Annotated in this window: 7 protein-coding genes; all 7 read right to left on the bottom strand. The window is 67.1% G+C overall.

Annotated elements, in window-relative coordinates:
• Window positions 1–903 precede the first annotated feature (903 nt).
• A complete protein-coding gene (locus ACTORR_RS18725) occupies window positions 904–1,638 on the bottom strand; it encodes a YkgJ family cysteine cluster protein (RefSeq protein WP_054887526.1) in 735 nt (244 codons plus the stop codon).
• The gene (locus ACTORR_RS18730; RefSeq protein WP_313365250.1) at window positions 1,635–1,946 is read right to left on the bottom strand and encodes a hypothetical protein; all 312 of its coding nucleotides are present in this window, start codon (window positions 1,944–1,946) and stop codon (window positions 1,635–1,637) included. Before ACTORR_RS18730 ends, ACTORR_RS18725 begins: the two co-directional genes overlap by 4 nt.
• 98 nt (window positions 1,947–2,044) lie before the next feature.
• On the bottom strand, window positions 2,045–2,944 hold the full coding sequence (locus ACTORR_RS18735) for a chemotaxis protein (protein ID WP_313365249.1): 900 nt from the start codon (window positions 2,942–2,944) through the stop codon (window positions 2,045–2,047).
• A 194-nt stretch (window positions 2,945–3,138) separates the two neighbouring features.
• The gene (locus ACTORR_RS18740; protein WP_054887529.1) at window positions 3,139–4,323 is read right to left on the bottom strand and encodes an HlyD family type I secretion periplasmic adaptor subunit; all 1,185 of its coding nucleotides are present in this window, start codon (window positions 4,321–4,323) and stop codon (window positions 3,139–3,141) included.
• Window positions 4,320–6,488, bottom strand: coding sequence for a type I secretion system permease/ATPase (locus tag ACTORR_RS18745; protein ID WP_313365248.1), 2,169 nt, complete (start codon window positions 6,486–6,488; stop codon window positions 4,320–4,322). Before ACTORR_RS18745 ends, ACTORR_RS18740 begins: the two co-directional genes overlap by 4 nt.
• Complete coding sequence (locus ACTORR_RS18750) at window positions 6,485–7,918, bottom strand: TolC family outer membrane protein (protein ID WP_441343758.1); 1,434 nt, start codon at window positions 7,916–7,918, stop codon at window positions 6,485–6,487. Before ACTORR_RS18750 ends, ACTORR_RS18745 begins: the two co-directional genes overlap by 4 nt.
• Window positions 7,919–7,981: 63 nt before the next feature.
• Window positions 7,982–19,471, bottom strand: a complete 11,490-nt coding sequence (locus ACTORR_RS18755) for a BapA/Bap/LapF family large adhesin (RefSeq protein WP_441343759.1) — start codon at window positions 19,469–19,471, stop codon at window positions 7,982–7,984.
• Window positions 19,472–19,544 lie beyond the last annotated feature (73 nt).

Here is a 19,544-nt window from a genome sequence, read left to right on the forward strand (position 1 = left end):
GGGAGGTGTGTATTGGAGTTTATAGCGCTGTGACCGGGTCGGCAGCGTGACAGCTGGCTGACAGCAGTGACAGGTTGGGTTCTGTGTTGGGCTTGCGGGTGCCTGGCTGGAGGTTGTTGTGGGCTTTGGGGGGCATGGCTTGAGGTGATTTTGGGCTTTGGGGTGCATGGCTTGAGGTAATTTTGGGCTTTGGGGTGCATGGCTTGAGGTAATTGTGGGCTTTGGGGTGCATGCCTTGAGGGTAGTTGTGGGCTTTGGGGTGCATGCCTTGAGGTAATTGTGGGCTTTTAGGGTGCCTGCCTAGAGTGCTGTGGTGATGCTGAAATCGAGCGCCGCCCGCGCGGCGCATCGCGGGCAAGCCCGCTCCCACATCTGTTTCGGGCCAGTTACTCCTGTGCCGCCAACAGGGACCGCCTTGTTTGTATGGCGATGCATCTCGGTGGAAGCCGACAGGGTCCGGCGATGCATCTCGGTGGGCACAGATGCTGCTCCACCTGTCTCCAGTCATGCACCAAGGCGGTCCCTGTTGGCTTCACAGGAGTGACTGGCCCGAAACAGATGTGGGAGCGGGCTTGCCCGCGATGCGCCGCGCGGGCGGCGCTCGATCTCATAGGCGCTGAAGATGTTGTGGCAAGCACCTCGTGGCCCTAACGCGATCCTGCCACCCGCTGTAGGAAGATTCTGAACCTGATAGCAGGCAGTACGGCGCGGATTCTCAGTGCCATGGCCAAGGCACCGATCAATGATATGGAAATGGGCTTGAATCGCAGCGCCTGAACGTTAGTGGGGCCGCTTTGCGGCCCTTCGCGGGCACGCCCGCTCCCACAGGTATCGCGCAAGGCCGTGGGTTTGTGGTGATCCTGTGGGAGCGGGCGTGCCCGCGAAGAGGCCGGACCTGCTTACCTAAAACCCAATGAAGGCGTAGTAGACCGGCGCTTCAGCAGTGGTCCGCAACCCCCGAACCTGCAAGTCATTCACCAGCTCAGGCTGCTCCACATGCAGCATCCACTCAGCCCCGCTCCCTGATGACGCCTGCGCGAGAGCAGCGGCAAACGCGCTCATGTCCGGCAAATAAGCAGTAAACCCATTGCCCTTGAGCGCGCTGGTGGTCATCCCCAGTGCCTCGCAGATAGCCACCTTGGCCGCGATATCATCACGATCCGCCTGCCGCGAAGCCTGCACCAGCGCCAGCAGCGTCGGGTCCACCGGCAGTGAACCGTGAATCAGCTCGGGCCCTTGCTGCCAAGCCTCGGGCGGGCAGTCCTTGTTCTCCGGCCGCAGTGGAATATGCGGATTGATTTCCACCGGGTAGATGCGGCAGACCAGCGGTCGGCTTTCATAGATGCTGCACAGGTCGTTGTCGTCGAGGTTGCGACAGCGCCCCGGGTTGAATGCAGCAAAAGTTACCGAAACGCGCACCTCACTGCCCCCGCAGGGCACCGGATACGAGCGACGCAGCACATGCTCGCGCTGGTCCGCCGGCATACCCGGCCCATCGGTAACAAAGCCTTCGATCAAGACGATCACCTGGCCACCCGCAGCAGCCCACTGGCCCGCTTCGTCCAGGGTCAATGGCACATGGTGGCCGGTGCAGCACTTGCCACAACCGGTACAGGCAAAACGCAGGCCGTCGTTCACTTGGCGTCCGGGTTCCATTCGCTGACGTAGGCCTGCTGCTGCTTGCGGTCGTACAGGCACAGCTCGGTGCCGGTGCGTTGCTGCATGTGCTTCTGTGGATAGACCCCTTCGATCAGCAGGGCGCTGAAACCGACCTGGTCATCGAACTCGGCTGGCTTGCCGCGAGCGTGGGCATCCTTGAACTGGCTGGCCTTCAGGCAGGCCTTGAGCATCTGCTGGCGCTGGTCGTTCCAGGCCTGGCTGCTGGAGGCCTGGGCGACACCGCTGAACAGGGCGCAGGCGATCAGAAAAGAGTTGAAAAACTTCATACGCGATTCCGGCAATGGGTCCGAGGGGCGCGAATTATGCCCGAGTCATCCCTGGCGGCAAGCCAGGGAGTTTGTCGCTGAATATGACAACACGAGCTTCAGCGCTCGGCAAACACCACAGTCCGCGCCGCCGTCACCAGGCAGTCGGTCAGGTCGGGCGAGGAGAACTTGGTGAGGATGGCATTGGCCCCGGCCAGCTTGGCTTTCTCGCTGCTCATGGCGCTGTCCAGCGAGGTGTGCAGCAGCACGTAGAGGTGCTGGAAGTCCGGGGTCTCGCGCAGGGTACGGGTGAAGGCGTAGCCGTCCATCTCGGACATTTCGATGTCCGAGACGATGATGTTGATCTCTTGCGCGGTGCCCTGCAGCTCCAGCAGCACGTTCATCGCATCCTTGGCACTGCGCGCGGTATGGCAGTCGATGCCGAGGTTGCGCAAGGTGTGCAGCGACTGCTGCAGCGCCACCTGGCTGTCGTCGACCACCAGGATGTTGGCGGCGGCCAACAGGCTGGCGTCTTCCTCGCTCAGCTCGCCCGGCTGTGGCTCCGGCTCGGGCGGGGCGATGCCGTGGATGACCTTCTCGATGTCCAGCACCTGCACCAGGGTGTTGTCGACCCGGGTCACGCCCGTGATGAACGACCGGTTGCCCGAGCCAAAGGGTGGCGCCTTGATGTCGGTGCTCAGGCAATGGACGATGCGGCTTACCGCTTGCACGTGCAGACCTTGGCGCGAGCGGCTGATCTCGGTGACGATCAGGCAGCCGCCCTGAGGGTCTTCCAGTGGCCGTTCGCCGATGGCCCGGGACAGGTCGATCACCGACAGCGAGTTGCCGCGCAGGGTCGCCACGCCCTTCACGTGCGGGTGCGATTCGGGCAGCTTGGTCAGTGGCGGGCAGGGAATGATCTCGCTGACCTTGAGCAGGTTGATTGCCATCAGCTTGCCGCTGCGCAGGGTGAACAGCAGCAGCGACAGCGAGTCTGCGCGGGCATTTTGCGTGGCCATGGTGACCTTCGTGGGAAACGGGGGATGCCGGGTTATCGGCCTGATCTCGCGGCTCTTTAGTGCCCAATTGCCAAGGCTGCAGGATCCTGTGGGAGCGGGCGCGCCCGCGAAGCAGGCACCGCGGTGCATGGCACCGGCTGCGCCGGTGTTCGCGGGCTTGTCCGCTCCCACAGGGGGCTTTGCTGCTGTTGAGGTCAGCGTTCGCGCAGGGCTTCGCGGGCGCGGTTCAGCGGTTTGATCAGGTAATCGAGGATGGTCTTCTCGCCAGTGCGGATATCCACCGTGGCGATCATCCCCGGCACGATCGCGAAGTGCTTGCCGGCCTTGTTGGTCAGGCTGTCCTGTTCGGTGCGGATGAATACCCGGTAGTAATAGATTTCCGGTTTCACCTCGTCCTGCAGGGTATCCGGCGATATCCCCACGACCTTGCCGTCCAGCCCGCCATACACCGAGTAGTCGTAGGCACTGATCTTGACCTTGGCCGCCTGGTCGGGGTGGATGAAGGCGATGTCCCGTGGCGCGATGCGGGTTTCGATCAGCAAGCGCTCATCCATCGGCACGATCTTCATCACCTGCCCGCCAGGTTGTACCACGCCGCCCAGGGTGTTGACCTCGATATCCTTGACGATGCCGCGCACCGGCGAACGCAAGGTCAGGCGCGTCAGCGAATCGCTGCGCCCGCGGATCACTTCCGACAGGCTGTCGGCCTCGGCACTGGCCTTGGCCAGCTCCTCGCGGGCGCGCACCAGGTACTCGGAGCGGGCCTCGTTGGCCTTGAGTTCCAGTTCCGAGCGCTGGCGGTTCAGGCGGATCACCTCGACCCGGCTGGAGGCGCCCATCTTGGCCAGGTTCTCGGTGATCTTCAGCTCCGCGCGCACCAACCGCAGCGAATCTTCGATGCCGGCCAGGGTCTGCTCCAGGCCACGGCGGCGGGTTTCGTACAGCGCCGTCTCGGCGTCGATCAGGTCGGGCGAATCGCGCAGGCTTTCCGGGAAGCTCAGTGGCTTGCCGGTGACCTCGGCACGCAAGCGCGCCACGCTGGCCTTGGCGGCACGGTACTTGGCTTCGCTTTCGCCAACACTGGAGGCGGTCTTGGTCGGGTCGAGCTGGGCGAGCACCTGGCCGCGTTCCACCAGGTCGCCTTCGGCCACGTTCATCTCGGCGACGATGCCGCCTTCGAACGACTGGATCACCTGTTCGCGTGAACTGGGGATAACCTTGCCGGTGCCAGTGGACACTTCGGTCACCTCGAACCAGGCCGCCCAGGCCAGGAACGCAGCGAGCATAAGTGCGCAGATTGTGATGATACGCCCGGCGCGCAGCACCGCCTGGTCGTCTTGGCCGTCCAGGTACGAGGCGGGGAGTGGGTGGTTGCTCATGCCTGAGCTCCTTGTAGCTTGGCCAGGGCGGCGTCGCGTTTGTCGTCGATGACGATGCGCCCGCCGTCGAGCACGATGATGCGCTCCACACGCTGCAGCACGCTGAGGCGATGGGTGGCGATCACCAGGGTGCGGCCCTGGCAGAAGCGGTCGAGGTTATCCAGCAACTTGCGTTCGGTGACGTCGTCGAGCGAAGCGGTGGGCTCGTCGAGCAGCAGTACCTGCGGTTGGCGAACCAGCAAGCGCGCCAGCACCAGGGCTTGGCGCTGCCCTCCGGACAGGCCTTGGCCGCCTTCGAGGATCAGATGGTCGAGGCCCTTGGGCAGGTGGCGGACGAACTCCAGCGCACCGGTGGCCGCCAGCGCGGCGACCAACTCCTGGTCGCTGGCCTGGCCGGCGCCGAGGGTGAGGTTTTCCCGCAGGGTGCCGTGGAACAGCCGGGCATACTGGGCCAGCAGGCCGACGTCACGGCGCAGGTCGGCCGGGTCGAGGTGCGCCATGGCGATGCCATCGAGGCTGACTTCGCCCTGGCTCAGGTCCATGGCGCCGCCCAGCGCCTGCAACAGGGTCGATTTGCCGGCGCCGTTGCGCCCGAGCACGGCGATGCGTTCGCCAGGCTGGATGTCGAGCTGGCCGATGCTCAGAACCGGTGGTGCTTCCGGGCTGTAGCGGAAGGTGGCCTGGCGCAGCACATATTCGCCACGGATCGCCGGCAGGTGCACGCGAGCCTCGCCTTCCGGATGGTCGACCGGCGACTGCATCAGCTTGTCCAGGCCCTGCAAGGCCACCTTGGCCTGTTGCCAGCGGGTCAGCACATGGGTCAGCTGCGCCAGCGGCGCCATCATCCGTGACGACAGCATCGAGGCGGCCACCAGGCTACCGGTGGTGAGGTCGCCGGCGATCACCATCGGCGCACCGATCACGATGACCACGGCAAACACCGCGCCCTGGACGTTCTGGGTCCAGGTGACCAGGCCGTTGGTCAGGGTGCGCAGGTGCAGGCTGGTGTGCGCGCAGGCGGCGTTGTACTGGTTCCACTGGCGCTCGAAGCGCGCCTCGGCCTGTAGCGCCTTGATTTCGTCCAGGCCCTGGATGCTTTCCACCAGCATGGCGTTGCGCAGCGACGACTCGCGCATCGAAGCATTGGCCAGTGCCGCCAGGCGCCGCTGCGCCAGCAGCCCCGGGATGACCATGGCCAGCAGCGCCACCAGCGGGATGAACACCAGCACTCCGCCGATCAGCCAGAACACCAGCAGGAACAGCAGGAAGAACGGCAGGTCGGCCAACGCGGTGGCGGTGCTCGAGGTGATCAGGTCACGGATCGACTCCAGCTCGCGCAGCTGCGAGATGAACGAGCCGGTGGATTTCGGCCGTGCCGAATTGCGCAGGCGCAGCGCATGGCCGTAGACCAGGTCGGATACCCGCAGGTCGGCACGCTTGCCCAGCAGGTCGGTGACCTTCAGCCGCAGCAGGCGCATGCTGAAGTCGAACACCAGCGCCAGCACTACGCCGCCGAACAGCACGTACAGGGTTGGCAGGGACTCGGCGGGGATCACCCGGTCGTACACTTGCATCGAAAACAGCACGCCGGCCAGGGCCAGCACGTTGGCCACCAACGAGGCGACCATCACCTGGCCGTACGGGCGCAGGTCGCGCAGCACGATGCGGGTGAACCAGTGCCGATCGTAGGGCGCGGTGTAGTCGTCGGTGCGCACATCGCGCAGCGGCCGTGCCGGGCGCATCAAGGCCACGCGGTTGATGCGCCCGTCGAGCGCTTCCCGGGGCAGGCGCGAAGTCAGGCGCTGGTCGCCGGCGAACACCACCGCCAGCTCGTTTTCCTCGGTCACTGCCTCGACCGTGGCCAACTGGCCATCGTCCAGCTCCAGCACCAGCGGCGTGCGCCACTGGCGCAGGGCCTTGGCGTCGTAGCGCACGAAGCGCAAGGTCAGCCCGGCCTGGCGCGCCATGTGCCGGAGAATCTCATCCAGCGGGCGCGCATCCTCGGCCGCCGCCAGGCGGATGCGCTGGGGCGAGACGTCCAGGCGATAGTGATGAGCAACCTGCAGCATCACTTCCAGCCAGGGGCCGAGATCAGGGCGATGCGGCGCAGCCGCTTGCGGATTCTGCGCCTGACCGGCCTGGGTCAGCTTGACGGTGTCGTTCATGGCTCGATTTCCACCCCTTGCAGGTTGCGCCCTTCCAGCCCGAAGGCGGTACGCAGGGCGCCGGAGTTGTACAGGCAGTCGACATCCAGGCGCAGCAGGTCGGAGCGGGTGCCGGCGAGTTCGAAGCGTGACTGGTAGATCTCCTGCTCGGCGTTGAGCAGGTCGAGCAGGGGGCGGGTGCCCAGGTCCAGGTACTGCCTGCCATACAGTTCGCGGGCTTCCTGGATGCTGGCCTGGCGGGCCTCCAGCGAAGTCAGGCGCCGGCTCAGGCCAGAGGTCTGCGCCATGGCCTCGGCCAGGCCGCGGCGGGCCTGCAGGCGCGCCGCGTCTTCGGCGGAGTCGGCGGCGCTCAGGGCATGGCCGGCGGCGCGGCTGCGGGCGCTGATCGCGCCCCCCTGGTAGATGGGCACCTCGACGTTCAGGTAGATGCCCGCCTGGGTGCGGTCGAGGCTTCGGTTGTCGCGGTTGTAGTCGTTGTCCAGGTAGTGGTTGACCTGCGGTTGCAGCGACAGGGTGGGGTAGGCTTCGGCCTTGGCCTGGGCCAGTTCGGCCTGGGACTGGGCGCGCAAGGCCAGGGCCATCAGTACGGCTGGCAGCCGATCACTACTGCCTGAAGAACGCTTGCACGCCTGGTTCAGCTCCGGTGGCGTTTGCTCGGCCAGGGCCGGTGGTGCTACGCGGCCGAGCAGTTCGGCCAGGGTCGAACGCCAGCGTTCGTACTGCGACTGGTATTCCTCGAGGGTGGCGCGGGCGCCCTCGACCCGCGACTCGGCCTGGACCACATCGGAGCGGGTGCTGGCGCCCATGTCGCTGCGCTGGCGGGCCATGCCGGCAATGTCGCCGACGCCGCGGATCTGGTCACGGGCGATGGCCATCAATTGTTCGTAGCGGCGGGTTTCGATCCAGGCGTAGGCGGTGTCGCGGGCGAGGTCGTCAACCACCAGCAGGATATTGGCCTGGGCCCGGGTGGCGGCGGCCTGGGCGGCGCTGACGGCATTGTCGACCTTGCCGAAGTCGTAAAGCATCTGCTTCAAGGACAGGCTCAATGCCTGGCTGTTGCGGTCGCCGCCGTAGCCAGTGTCATAGCCGGTGCGCAGGCCACCGGAGATTTGCGGGTAGTAACCGGCACGGGCGACGTTGATGCCTTCGCCCTGCTTGTACAGGTTACCGACCGCTTCGGCGATGCTCGGGTGCCACTGCGCCGCGGTCAGCACGGCCTCGGCCAGCCCCAGGCGGTCGCCGTTGCTGGCGGCCTGGCCGGAAGGCGGGCGGGCGGGGATGGCATCGGGCGCATCGCGCATCAGTGACGGCCCGATGGTGCGCAGTCTGGGGTCTATGTCGTCGGCTGCCCGGGCAACCGGATTCAGGTTCAACGCCAGGAGCCCGAAGGCCCCCAGCCACAGCGGTGACAGCGGACTGCGTCGCTTCACGAAATTCCCTTACTGCTGTTCGTCCTTGCCGCCGGGCGATGTGCCCGGCGGATTGCAGCGGCCTCAAACGACATGGATGCTGTTCTGCACCCACAGGTGATGGCTCGGATCTTCCTGGGCCGTGTATTGGTTATAGTCGATGCCGTCGGCGGTCTGGTTCCCGACCAGGGTCCAGTTGTCCGTCATGTGCACCGAATCCTTGTCATCCCCCTTGATGATCAGCGTGTTGTTGCCGGCTTCGGTGATTGCCACCACGTCCGCCAGGTTGAGGGTCAGCGCCACTGCACTGGTGTCGTTGAGGTCGATCACCTCGATGTTGTGGATACGGCTGGCCAGGTTGCCGAGGTCGATGCTGGCGTCGCCGCCGCCCCACAGCAGGGTGTCGGTACCGCTGCCGCCATCGACGCTGGCGAAGTTCTGGTCGACCACTTCGAGGGTGTCGTTGCCTGCGCCGCCTTCCAGGCTGATGTGCCCGCCCTGGCTGCCGACCAGGTGGTCGTTGCCATCGGTGCCGGCGAGCACTTCACTGGATGCAGCGGCCGCAACGCTGGCCACCGCGCCGCTGCTGTCGCTGGTGTCGGCCACCAGTGCCGAGAAGGTGGTGACGCTGGCGGCGTTGTCCAGGTTGACGGTCAGCGTGGCGGTATCGGTGGTGCCGTTAGGGTGGGTCAGTTCATAGGTGAAGGTGTCGTGCTGGCCGATCACTGCCGAGGTCAGCCCGCTGTTGAGGGTGTAGGTGTAGCTGCCGTCTGCATGCACCAGCAGCGTGCCGTAGGTACCGGCGACGCTGACGCCGTTGTAGCCGGGGATGGCATAGGTGCCGGCGGCCGTCAGTACGCTCAGCACGGTCAATGCCGAACCCAGGTTGTCGGTACCGGCCGGGTCGGTGATCAGGTTGCCGCTGGCCACCGTGGCGCTGCTGACCACGAACTCGGTGAGGTGCGTGGTGGTGGTATTGAGGCTGGTGGTGATCGAACTGGCCAGGCCGATGCCGCCGGCACTGACCACGATATGGTAGGTACCGGCGCCCTGGTTCTGGAAGGTATAACCTGCGCCGCCGCCAAGCAGGCTGACCAGCGAACTGCCGCCAACCGTCTGCACCACCACATACTGGCCGGTGGTGGTGTTGAGCTTGAGCAGTTGGATGGTGGTGCCGTTGAGCAGGCTCAACAGGTTGGCGGAGTTGACCACCACTTGCAGGTTGGCCGTGGTGTCGGCGGCCACCGTGGTGGTGTAGGTGGCCGAGCGCGAGCCGATCAGCGGCAGGGTCAGCGAGCCAAGGGTGGCGCTGCTGCTGTCAACCCGGTTGGCCAGCGTGATGTTGCTGCTGTCGACGTCATTGACCGCATCCACCACCGTGGCCGGCGCGCTGAGGTTGCTGTCGTTCCAGGTTTCCGTGGCCTGCGGGCTGTCGATGCGCACGTAGAGGTTGGCCGCGGAGGTCAGCCCGTTCGGGTGCACCAGCTCGTAGCTGAACACGTCCACCTTGCCGACGCTCGACGGGCTGCCGTTGGGGGTGTAGGTGTAGCTGCCGTCGGCATGGATCACCAAGGTGCCGTACTGGCCCTGCACCGTGGTGCCTGCGCCACTGGCGGCGGTCACGTAGCTGCCGTTGACCAGGATCTTCAGCACGGCGCCGCTGTCCGGGCCGAGGGAGTCGACCGCGCCATTGGTGCCCGGGTCGGTGATGACGTTGCCCGAGGTGGCGGTGCCGGTGCCGGTGAACTGGGTCAGGCTGGTGGCGTCGATGTCCAGGCTGGTGGTGACCTGGGTCACCAGGCCGATGCCGCCGCTGGCCACGGTCAGCCGGTAGTCGCCGGCCTGCAGCTTGCCGATGTCGACCTGCAGCCCCAGCGGCAGCACGATCAGGTCGAGCAGCCCCTGGGTGTTGCCGGTGGCGATGGTCACCCAGGCGCCGCTGGCGTCCTTCACCTGCAGGGTGAAGGTGGAGTTGTTGAGCAGCGCCAGCACGCTGTTGGTGGTCAGCGTCAGGGTCGGATCGGCCGTGGTGCCAGCCGCCACTGTCCAGGTGTAGGTCTTGCTGAAGCCCGACAGCAAGGTAGTGAAGCTGTCGGTGTAGGTGGTGGTGGCGGTCACCGGCGCGAGGTTGACGGTGGCGGTGGCCAGGTTGTTGCTGGCGACAACCGGGGCGTTGGCATCGACGTCCGGTGCGGTGATGTTGACGTTGCCGGAGACGTTGCTGCGTGGGTCGGTCAAGGTCACCGACAACACCTGGCCGTTGTCCTGGGCTGGGCTCAGGGTCACGGTGAAGGTGCCGTTGGCCTGCACCACGGCGGTTTGCAGCACGGTCCCGCTGGCGCTGCGCACGGTCACCGTGGCGCCGGCCTCGCCGGTACCGGTGAGGGTGGTGCCGTCGGCGCTGATCACCAGGTTGCTGGCGTTGGCCGGTGGGGTCAGGTCCGGGGCGGTCAGTGCTGTGGCGGTGGAGGTGTTGCCCGCGGCATCGGTGAGGGTGACGGTCAGCGCCTGGAAGTTGACCTGCGCCGTGTTCAGGCTGACCACGTACAGGCCGTTGCTGCCCACCGTGGCGGTGCCGAGCACGGTACCGGCGCTGTTGCGAACCGTCACCGTGCTGCCGATTTCGCCGGAGCCGCTGACGGAAGTGCCGTTGGCGTTGATGGCCGCCACTGGAGCGGTCGGCGCAGTGGTGTCGGGCGCGGTGATGGCGGCGCTGCCGGATACGTTGTTGCCGGCGTCCGTCTGCCGCACGACCAAGGCCTGGCCGTTGTTCTGGGTGCTGGTCAGGGTGACGCTGAAGGTGCCATCGCCCTGCACGATGGCGGTACCGACGGTGCCACTGGGGCCTTGCACGGTGACGGTCGCGCCCGGCTCGCCGTTACCGGTGAGCACGGTACCTGCGCCATTGATCGCCAGGTTGGTGGGTGCCAGCGGCGCCTGTGTATCCGGCGCGGTGTAGCTGGTAGCGCCGGAGACGTTCAGCGCGGCGTCTGCCTGGGTCAGGCTCAGTACCTGGCCGTTGAGCTGGGCGCTGCTGAGGTTGATGCTGAACGCTCCCGCGCCGTTGACCAGGCCACTGCCGAGCACGTTGCCGGCAGCATCGCGCACCGTCACCGTGGCGCCGGCTTCACCGGTACCGGTCAGCACCAGGCCGTTGGCCGACAGCGCGCTGACCACCGGGTTGGCCGGCGCGGTGATGTCGGCCGCGGTGACGAACACCGGTTGCGACTCACCCCCCAGCAGCGATACCGACGTCACCGACAAATGCTGCCCGTTGAGCTGGGCGGCGCTCAGGGTGATGGAGAAACCACCGTTGCCGATGTTGGCCAGACCGCTGCCGATGAGGTTGCCGGCGGCGTCGTAGACACGGATCGAGGTGCCGGTGGCGGCCGTCCCGGTGAGGGTCAGGCCGTCGGCGGCCAGTGTCGCGCTGACGGGTGGCTCCGGTGGCGGCACCAGCGGGGTCACAAAGGTCGCCACGGCCGAGGTGTTGTTGGCCGCGTCGGTCTGGGTGACGGCCAGGGACGCTACCGAACCCGGGGCCGGTTGCAGGTTGATCGAGAAGTTGCCGCCGGCGTCGACCAGGCCGGTACCAATGACCACGCCACCAAAGCTGACGCTCACACGGGCGCCGGCTTCGCCACGCCCGGTGAGGATGTCGTAGTTGTTGCTGATGGCGAGGTTGGTCACGACCGCAGGCGGTGAGGTGTCGGCGGTCTGGTACTGGGCGGGCGTCGACGTGTTGCCGGCGCTGTCAGTGGCGATCACCGTCAGCAGCTGGCCGTTGTTCTGCGCCGAATTCAGGGTCACGGTGAAGTTGCCGCCAACCGGCACGGTGACGGTACCGACCACCGTGCCGGACGGATCGCGCACGCTGATGACGCTGCCCACCTCTGCGGTGCCGCTGAGCAACGTACCGTTGCCGGTCAGGGTGAGGTTGGCGGGCTGAGCTGGTGGGGTCAGGTCAGGTGCGGTCAGTTGCAGCGGTGCGGAAGGATTGCCGGTGGCATCCTGGGCAATGACGCTGAGCACCTGGCCGTTGATTTGCGCTGACGTCAGGTTGAGCACGAAGGTGCCGTCGGGGTCGATGGTGCCCTGGCCGAGCATATTGCCCTGGCCGTCCATCACGCTGACCCGTGCCCCGGCCTCACCGGTACCGACCAGCTGGGTGCCGCTGCCGTTGAGGCTCGCCACCACGGTGGCCGGGGGCGTGCTATCGAGCGCAATCACGGTGCTGATCGGTGAGACGTTGCCGCTGGCGTCTGCCAGGGTGACCTGCAGGGTCTGGCCGTTGAGCTGGGGCGTGCTGAGGTTGACCACGAAGGTGCCGTTGGGCCCGACCGTGGCAGTGCCGATTTCGGTGGTGCCGGCATAGACACGCACGGTGCTGCCCGCTTCACCGGTACCGCCGAGCTGGTCGCCAGCGGCGTTGAGCCGCAGGTCGAGCGCCGCGGCTGGCGGCGTCAGGTCCGGGGCGTTGATCGTGACTGGCTCGCTGATGTTGCCGGGTGGGTCGGCCTGCTGTACCGACAGCACCTGCTGGTTGATCTGTGCAGGGCTGAGTTCGACCCGGAAGCTGCCGTCGGCGAGCACCGTGGTAGTGCCGAGCAGCACGCCGGCTGCGTTGTTCACGGTGACCGTCGCGCCAGGCTCACCGCGGCCAATGACCACGCTGCCGTCGGCATTGATGACCACATTGGTCAGCACGTCTGGCGGCGTGAAGTCCGGGGTCTGCAAGGTGGCGACCGGCGACAGGTTACCGGCGCCGTCGGTCTGGGTGAAGCTCAGCACCTCGGCGTTGCCCAGGGCCGGGTTGAGGGTCAGGGTGAAATGGCCGCTGGCGTCGACCAGGGCCGTGCCGATCTGCTGGCCGGCCGGGTTGGTCACGATCACCGTGGCCCCGGCTTCGCCACGCCCGGTGATGGTCACGCCGTCGCTGGAGATGGCCAGTTCGCTGGGCGCAGTCGGCGGTGTGCTATCGGGTGCGGTGATGGGGCTGGCGCTGGACTGGTTGCCGGCGGCGTCGGTCAGCACCACCTGCACGGCCTGGCCGTTGGCCTGCGGCGGGTTGAGGGTGACCTGGAAGCTGCCGTTGGTCATCACCGTGGCGGTGCCCAGCACAGTGCCGTCGGCCGCGATGACTTTCACTGCGGTATTGGCTTCACCGGTACCATTGAGCAGGCTGCCGCCACTGGCGAATGCCAGATTGGCCGGCGCCGCCGGCGCAGTGATGTCCGGTGCGGTGAGGCTGACGCTGTTGGACTCGTTGCCGGCGACGTCAGTCTGCGCGGCGCTGAGTTGTTCGCCGTTGAGCTGGGCGGCGGAGAGGTTGACGCTGAAGTTGCCGTCGGCGCCCACTACGGCAGTGCCCAGGCCGACCCCGCCGATACCGAGCACGGTCACGGTGGCACCTGGCTCACCGTGGCCAGTGAGCACCAGGCCGTCGTTGGACAGCGCCAGGTTGCTCAGCGGTTGCGGCGCAGTGGTGTCCGGCGCCTGCAACTCGGCCGGCAGCGACGTGCTGCCGGCCGTGCCGGTAGCGCTGACCTGGAGGATCTCGCCGTTGGCCTGGGCGCTGCCGAGGGTGACGCTGAAGGTGCCGTCGTTGTTGACCGGGGCGCTGCCCAGCAGCACACCGTTGGGGCCCACCACGCTGACCGTGCTGCCCGGTGTGGCGATACCGGTGACCACCAGGCCGTCCGCGGAGAGCACCAGGCTGCCGGGAACATCGGGTGCGGTGTTGCCCGGCGCCGTGACGTTTTGTACCGGCGAGGTGTTGTTGGCGGCGTCAACCTGCACCACCGCGAGGTTCTCACCCACCGTTGCCGCCGGGGCGAGGGTGACCGAGAAGCGGCCGTCGCTGCCGACCTGGGCCGTGCCCAGCGCAGTGCCGTCCGGTGCGCGCACGGTGACCGTGGCGCCGGCCTCGCCGGTGCCGGTCAGGGTGGCACCATCGGCCGAGACGGCCAAATGGGCGACAGCGGCTGGAGGCGTTGTGTCGGCTGCGGTGTAGGCGGCCACGGGCGAGACGTTGCCGGCGGCATCGGTAGCGGTCACCTGGAGGGCCTGACCGTTGGTCTGCGGGCTGCTCAGGGTGACCTGGAAGGTGCCGTTGGCGGCGGCCACCGTGGTGCCCAGCACATTGCCCGCCGCATCGCGCACGGTGACCGTGCTGCCGGATTCGGCACTGCCGCTCAGTTGCAGGCCGCTGCCAGCCAAGGCCAGGGCGGTGGGCGCCGCAGGCGGAGTGTGGTCGGGGGCTGTCACCGTCACGGCGGCAGAGCTGTTGTTGCCAGCGTCGGTCTGGGTCACGCTCAGGCGCTCGGCGTTGAGCTGCGCGCTGGTGAGGGTGAGGGTGAAGCTGCCGTTGGCGGCCACCACACCGGTGCCGATGATGGTGCCGTCCGGGCCACGCACGGTCACCGAGGCGCCGGCTTCACCCAGGCCGGTGAGGGTCAGGCCGTTGTTGTTGAGCACCACGTTGGTCAACGCTGCCGGGGCGCTCAGGTCGGTAGTGACGACAGTGACCGCTGGCGAAGTGTTGCCCGCAGCATCCAGCTGGGTCACGCCGAGTGCCTGGCCAGTGGCCTGCGAGGTGGCGAAGTTAACGGTGAAGCGCCCGTCGGCGCCCACGATGGCAGTGCCAAGCACGGCACCGCTGGCATCGCGTACCTGTACCGTGGCGCCTACTTCACCGCTGCCGGAAAGCTGCCGGCCATCGTTGCTGAGCGTTGCGTTGGTAACGGCCGCCGGTGGCGTGCGGTCAGGGGTCGCCAGGCTGGCCGGGCCGGACACGTTGCCAGCGGCATCGCTGAGGGTGACCTGCAGTGCGCTGCCGGTGGTCTGTGCGCTGGGCAGGGTGATCTGGAACTGGCCGCTCTGGTTTACCGTACCGGTGGCGAGCACGGCGCCGTTGGCGTCGCGCACGGTCACCAGTGCACCGGCTTCGCCCTGGCCGCTGACCACGGTAGCGGCGCTGTTCAGGCTGAGGCCGGTGGCGACGTCCGGGGCTTGCAGGTCAGGTGCCTGCTGTGTGGCGGCTAGCGACACGTTGCCCGCAGCGTCGGCCTGGGTGATGGTGAGGTTTTGCGCGTTCACCTGCGCCGGCACCAGGTTGATATAGAACAGGCCATTGCTGCCGACGGTGCCGGTGCCGACCACGGTGCCGCTGGCGTCGGTCACGCTCACGCTCGCGCCGACTTCACCATGGCCGGTCAAGGTTGTGCCGCTGCGGTTGATGGCGACCTGGGTCGGCGCATCGGGCGGGGTGGTGTCGGCTGCGACGATGGTCGCCGGCAACGATGGGGCGCCGCTGGCCGATGCGCGGGCGCTGACATGCAGGGTCTGGGCATTGAGCTGGGCATTGGCGAAGAAGATGCGGAAGATGCCGTCGCTGCCTACCGTGCCGGTGCCCAGGGTGGTGCCGGCGGAGGTGACGGTGATCAGCGAGCCGACCGTGCCTTGGCCGGTGAGCAGGAAGCCATCGTCGCTGATGGCCAGGTTGGTGGGCGCTGCGACTTCGCTGCCGTCCGGTCCGTTGACGGTGATCGAGGTTTCATTGTTGCCGGCGTCGTGGACCACGAGTTGCACGCTGTCGCCGGCAACCAGCGGTGGATTGACCTGAACCTGGAAGGTGCCATCCGGGTTGACCGTGGCGGTGCCCAGTTCGGTGCTGCCGTTGCGCACGATGACCGTGGTACCGGGTTCGGCGGTGCCGCTGATGATGCTGCCATCCGGGCTGACCGCGATATCGGTGGCGGGAGCCGGTGGTGAGGTGTCGGCGGCCGTGACGCTGGTCGGCTCCGTGCTGTTGCCGGCGACATCGGCGACCACCACGGTCACCGTCTCGCCGTTGATCAAGGCCGGGAACAACGGCACGCTGAAGCTGCCGTCGGCGTCGACCAGTACTGTGGTTTCGACGCCGGTCGGGCTGATCACGGTGACCGAAGCCGCGCCGGGCGCATTGCCGGTCAGGGCCAGGCCATCGGCGCTGATCGCCAGGTCCGTGGGTTGTGCGGGCGGGGTGAGGTCTGGCGCAGTCGCTTGTGCGGCGCTGGAGGCATGGCCTTGTGGGTCGGTCTGGGTAACGTTGAGGGTCTGGCCGTCCAGCTGCAATGGGCTCAGTGCAACGCTGAAGCTGCCATTGGCGGATACCACCACGCTGCCCAATAACTGCCCGGCGTTGTTGCGCACTTCAACGGTGGCGCCGGGCTCACCGGTGCCTTGAACAAGGCTGCCGTCGGCGCTGACCAGCAGCCCGCCCGGGGCTGCGGGGGCGCTGCTGTCGTCGGCGGTGAGCGGCGCCGACGGCGAGGCGTTGCCAGCGGCGTCGATGAGCACCACCGACACGGTTTCACCGCTGGTTTGCGCAGGTGTCAGGGTAACGCTGAAGGTACCGTCGTTGTCGACCACGCCGCTACCGAGCAGCTGCCCACCGGCGTCGCGGACTTCTACGGTGGCGCCCGCTTCGCCCTGACCAGTGAGGGTGATGCCATCGGCGCTGAGGCCGAGGCCTTGGGCGGGCAGAGGCGCTTCGCGGTCACTGGCGGTCAAGGTGTCGGCGGGGGAGGGGTTGCCAGCGCCATCGGTCTGGATCACCGTCAGCACCTGGCCATTGAGTTGGGGTGGGTCGATGGCCACACGGAAGCTGCCGTCGGCTTCGACCGTAGCGGTGCCCAGCACTGCGCCGCCAGCCCCGGTCACCCGTACCTGGGCGCCGGGTTCGCCGCTGCCGGTGAGCACCGTGCCGTCGGTCGACAGCGCAAGGCCTGTGGTGATGGCCGGCGCCTGGCTGTCCGGCGCCGTCAGGTCGACGGCGGCCGAGACGTTGCCGGTCGGGTCGCGTTGCTCGACGGTCAGGGCCTGGCCATTGGTCTGGGTGGGGCTCAGGGTAACCTGGAAACTGCCGTCGCCGTTGACCAGGGCAGTGCCCAATACAGTGCCGTTCGGGCCGCGTACGGTAACGGTGGCGCCGGGCTCGCCAGTGCCGGAGACGCTGCTGCCCGTGCCGTCGATGCTGGGGTTGCTCACGGCTTGCGGTGGCGTGGTGTCGGGAGCGGTGAAGCTGACCGGGCCGGCACTATTGCCCTGCGTGTCGGTGGCTTCGACGCTCAGTTGTTCACCATTGCGCTGGGGCACGTTTAGGGTGACGTCGAATTGCCCGTTGGCGGCGACGACCGCCGTGCCCAGCACGCTACCGTCGGCGGCGCGCACGGTGACGATCGAGCCCGCTTGGCCGGCACCGGTGAGATGCAAACCGGTGACGTCGACGGCCAGCGCCGAGGGTTGCAGCGGGCCATCCAGGTCGGGCGCGGTGAGGGAGGCGGTGGAGCTGTTGCCGGCGGCGTCGCGCAGCACCACGTCGAGCTCCTGGCCGTTGACCTGGGCGGGCGACAGGGTGACGGTGAAGTAACCGTTGGCTCCGACTGTTGCGGTGCCCAGCACCGTACCCTGGGCATTGGTGACCTGCACGGTGGCGCCGACCTCGCCGCGGCCGGTGAGGGTGATGCCGTCGGCCGCCAGGTTCAGGTCACTGGCCTGGTTGGGCGGGGTGATGTCCGGGGCGTTGATCTGGCTCGGCAACGAACTGTTGCCGTCAGCGTCGATGGCCACCACGTCGAGCAGTTCGCCATTGGCTTGGGCCGGGGCGAGGGTGATGGTGAAGGTGCCATCGTTACCCACCTGTACGCTGCCGATCACCGCGCCATTGGCATCGCGCACTTCCACCAGGCTGCCCACCGGGGCGGTGCCGCTGATGGACGAGCCGTCGGCGGCCAGTACCAGCCCGGCAGGGCTCTGCGGCACTGCAGTGGCAGGGACGATAACGGTGAGCTCGACCGAAGAGTTGCCGGCGGCGTCGGTCTGCACCAGCACGATGCTTTCCGCGGCACTGACCGGGCCGTTGAGGTCGACAAGGAAGGTGCCGTTGGCCGCGACGACACCAGTGCCGATCACCGCGCCGTTGGTGTCACGCACTTCCACCGTGGCGCCAGGTTCGCCGCGGCCACTGATGACCAGGCTGCCAGCACCGACTATGACGTTACTGATGATTGCCGGTGGGGTGATATCAGGTGCAGTGTAATCAAGCGGCGTCGAGCTGTTGCCCGCAGCATCGGTGACGGTGATGGCCAGGTGTTCGCCATTGGCCTGGGCAGGGTCGAGGGTGAGGCTGAAACTGCCGTCTGGCCGGACGATGGCGCTGCCGATCAGGTTGCCATTGGCATCGCGAACTTCTACCCGTGCGCCCGCTTCGGCGCTGCCGGTCAGGGTTACGCCGTTGGCCAGGCTGAGCCCACTGGGTTGCGTTGGCGCCACCAGGTCCGGGGCAGTCAGGGGGCTTGGCGTCGAAATGTTGCCGGCGGCATCGGTCAGGGTGACCTGCAGCGATGAGCCATCGACCACGGGCGAGGTCAGTTGCAGGGTGAAGCTGCCATCGGGCTGCACGGTACCGGTGCCGATCAGTTGACCTTGGTCGTTCAGCACGTTGACGGTCGCACCGACTTCGCCACGGCCCGACACGGTGCGCCCATCGGCGCTGATGATCACATTGCTGGCCGGCGCGGGTGGTGTGGTGTCGCCGCCGCTGCCGACGCCGTCGTTCGGTGCGGTGATGGTGGTGCCGCTGGAGACATTGCCGGCAGGGTCGGTGACCGTGACTTGCAAAGGCTGGCCATCGGTCTGCGGCGGTTGCAAGGTGACGCTGAACTGGCCGTCGGCGCCGGCCACGGCAGTTCCCAGCACAGAGCCGTCGGCACCGCGTACCTGAACGGTCGAACCTGGCTCGGCGCGGCCGGTGACGGTATTGCCTTGCGGGTCGATCGTCAGTTGCGTCGGTGCGGAAGGCGGGGTGGTGTCCGGGGCTGTCACCGTACCAGCCTGCGAGGTGTTGCCTGCGGCATCGGTCTGCGAGACAGCCAGGTTTTCGCCGTTGGCCTGCGGGGTGTTCAGGGCGATATCGAAACTGCCATCGGCATTCACCGTGCCGCTGCCAATCAGATTGCCGGCAGCATCGAATACATTCACCGTGGCGCCCGCTTCACCACGCCCGCTCAGGCGCAGGCCATCGGGCGAAACCAGCAGGTCGATGGGGGTTGCCGGTGCCGTAGTGTCGCCCGGCGTGCTGCCACCGCCACCACCACCACCGCCACCACCATTCGCCGCTGCTGCCACCCCGCCGACGCCAAGCAAGCTCAGCCCGGCAATCGCAAAGGTCGAGGTTTCGTTACCGGCGGTGCCGATGCCGGCCACCAGTTCGTCGAGTGAGTTCACTTCATCGAACGTGAAGCCGCTGAAGGCGGTCGCGTCATAATTGGCGTGCCACAGGGTGCCGTCTTCGCCGACGAACACCATGTCACTGCCAACCCCTGCCTGGTCCACGGCGAAGAAGTTGCCAATGGTGACCTTTTCTCCGTTCTTGAGCGTGACGATCAGGTCCTGGCCACGCCGGGTGACGGTCGCCACCTGGTCGGGAGCAACGGGCATCTGCACGACGCCTGGGCTGTTGAGGGTGATATTGCCCCAGGCATTCTGGGTGGCGACGGCAGATTGCTTATCGGCGACGACGATGTTGTCCATGAGTGCTCCCTGCTGGTTTTCGGTACGCAGGACCGTCTTCGCGATCCTTGGTTGGCACAACCTGGCCGAATAG

This window comes from Pseudomonas sp. SAR267, from assembly GCF_052077595.1.
Taxonomy (GTDB): Bacteria; Pseudomonadota; Gammaproteobacteria; order Pseudomonadales; family Pseudomonadaceae; genus Aquipseudomonas; species Aquipseudomonas vlassakiae.

Coding starts and splice junctions, on each gene's coding strand:
- ACTORR_RS18730 (WP_313365250.1), bottom strand. CDS start 1,946: ATGAAGTTTTTCAACTCTTTTCTGATCGCCTGCGCCCTGTTCAGCGGT.
- ACTORR_RS18735 (WP_313365249.1), bottom strand. CDS start 2,944: ATGGCCACGCAAAATGCCCGCGCAGACTCGCTGTCGCTGCTGCTGTTC.
- ACTORR_RS18740 (WP_054887529.1), bottom strand. CDS start 4,323: ATGAGCAACCACCCACTCCCCGCCTCGTACCTGGACGGCCAAGACGAC.
- ACTORR_RS18745 (WP_313365248.1), bottom strand. CDS start 6,488: ATGAACGACACCGTCAAGCTGACCCAGGCCGGTCAGGCGCAGAATCCG.
- ACTORR_RS18755 (WP_441343759.1), bottom strand. CDS start 19,471: ATGGACAACATCGTCGTCGCCGATAAGCAATCTGCCGTCGCCACCCAG.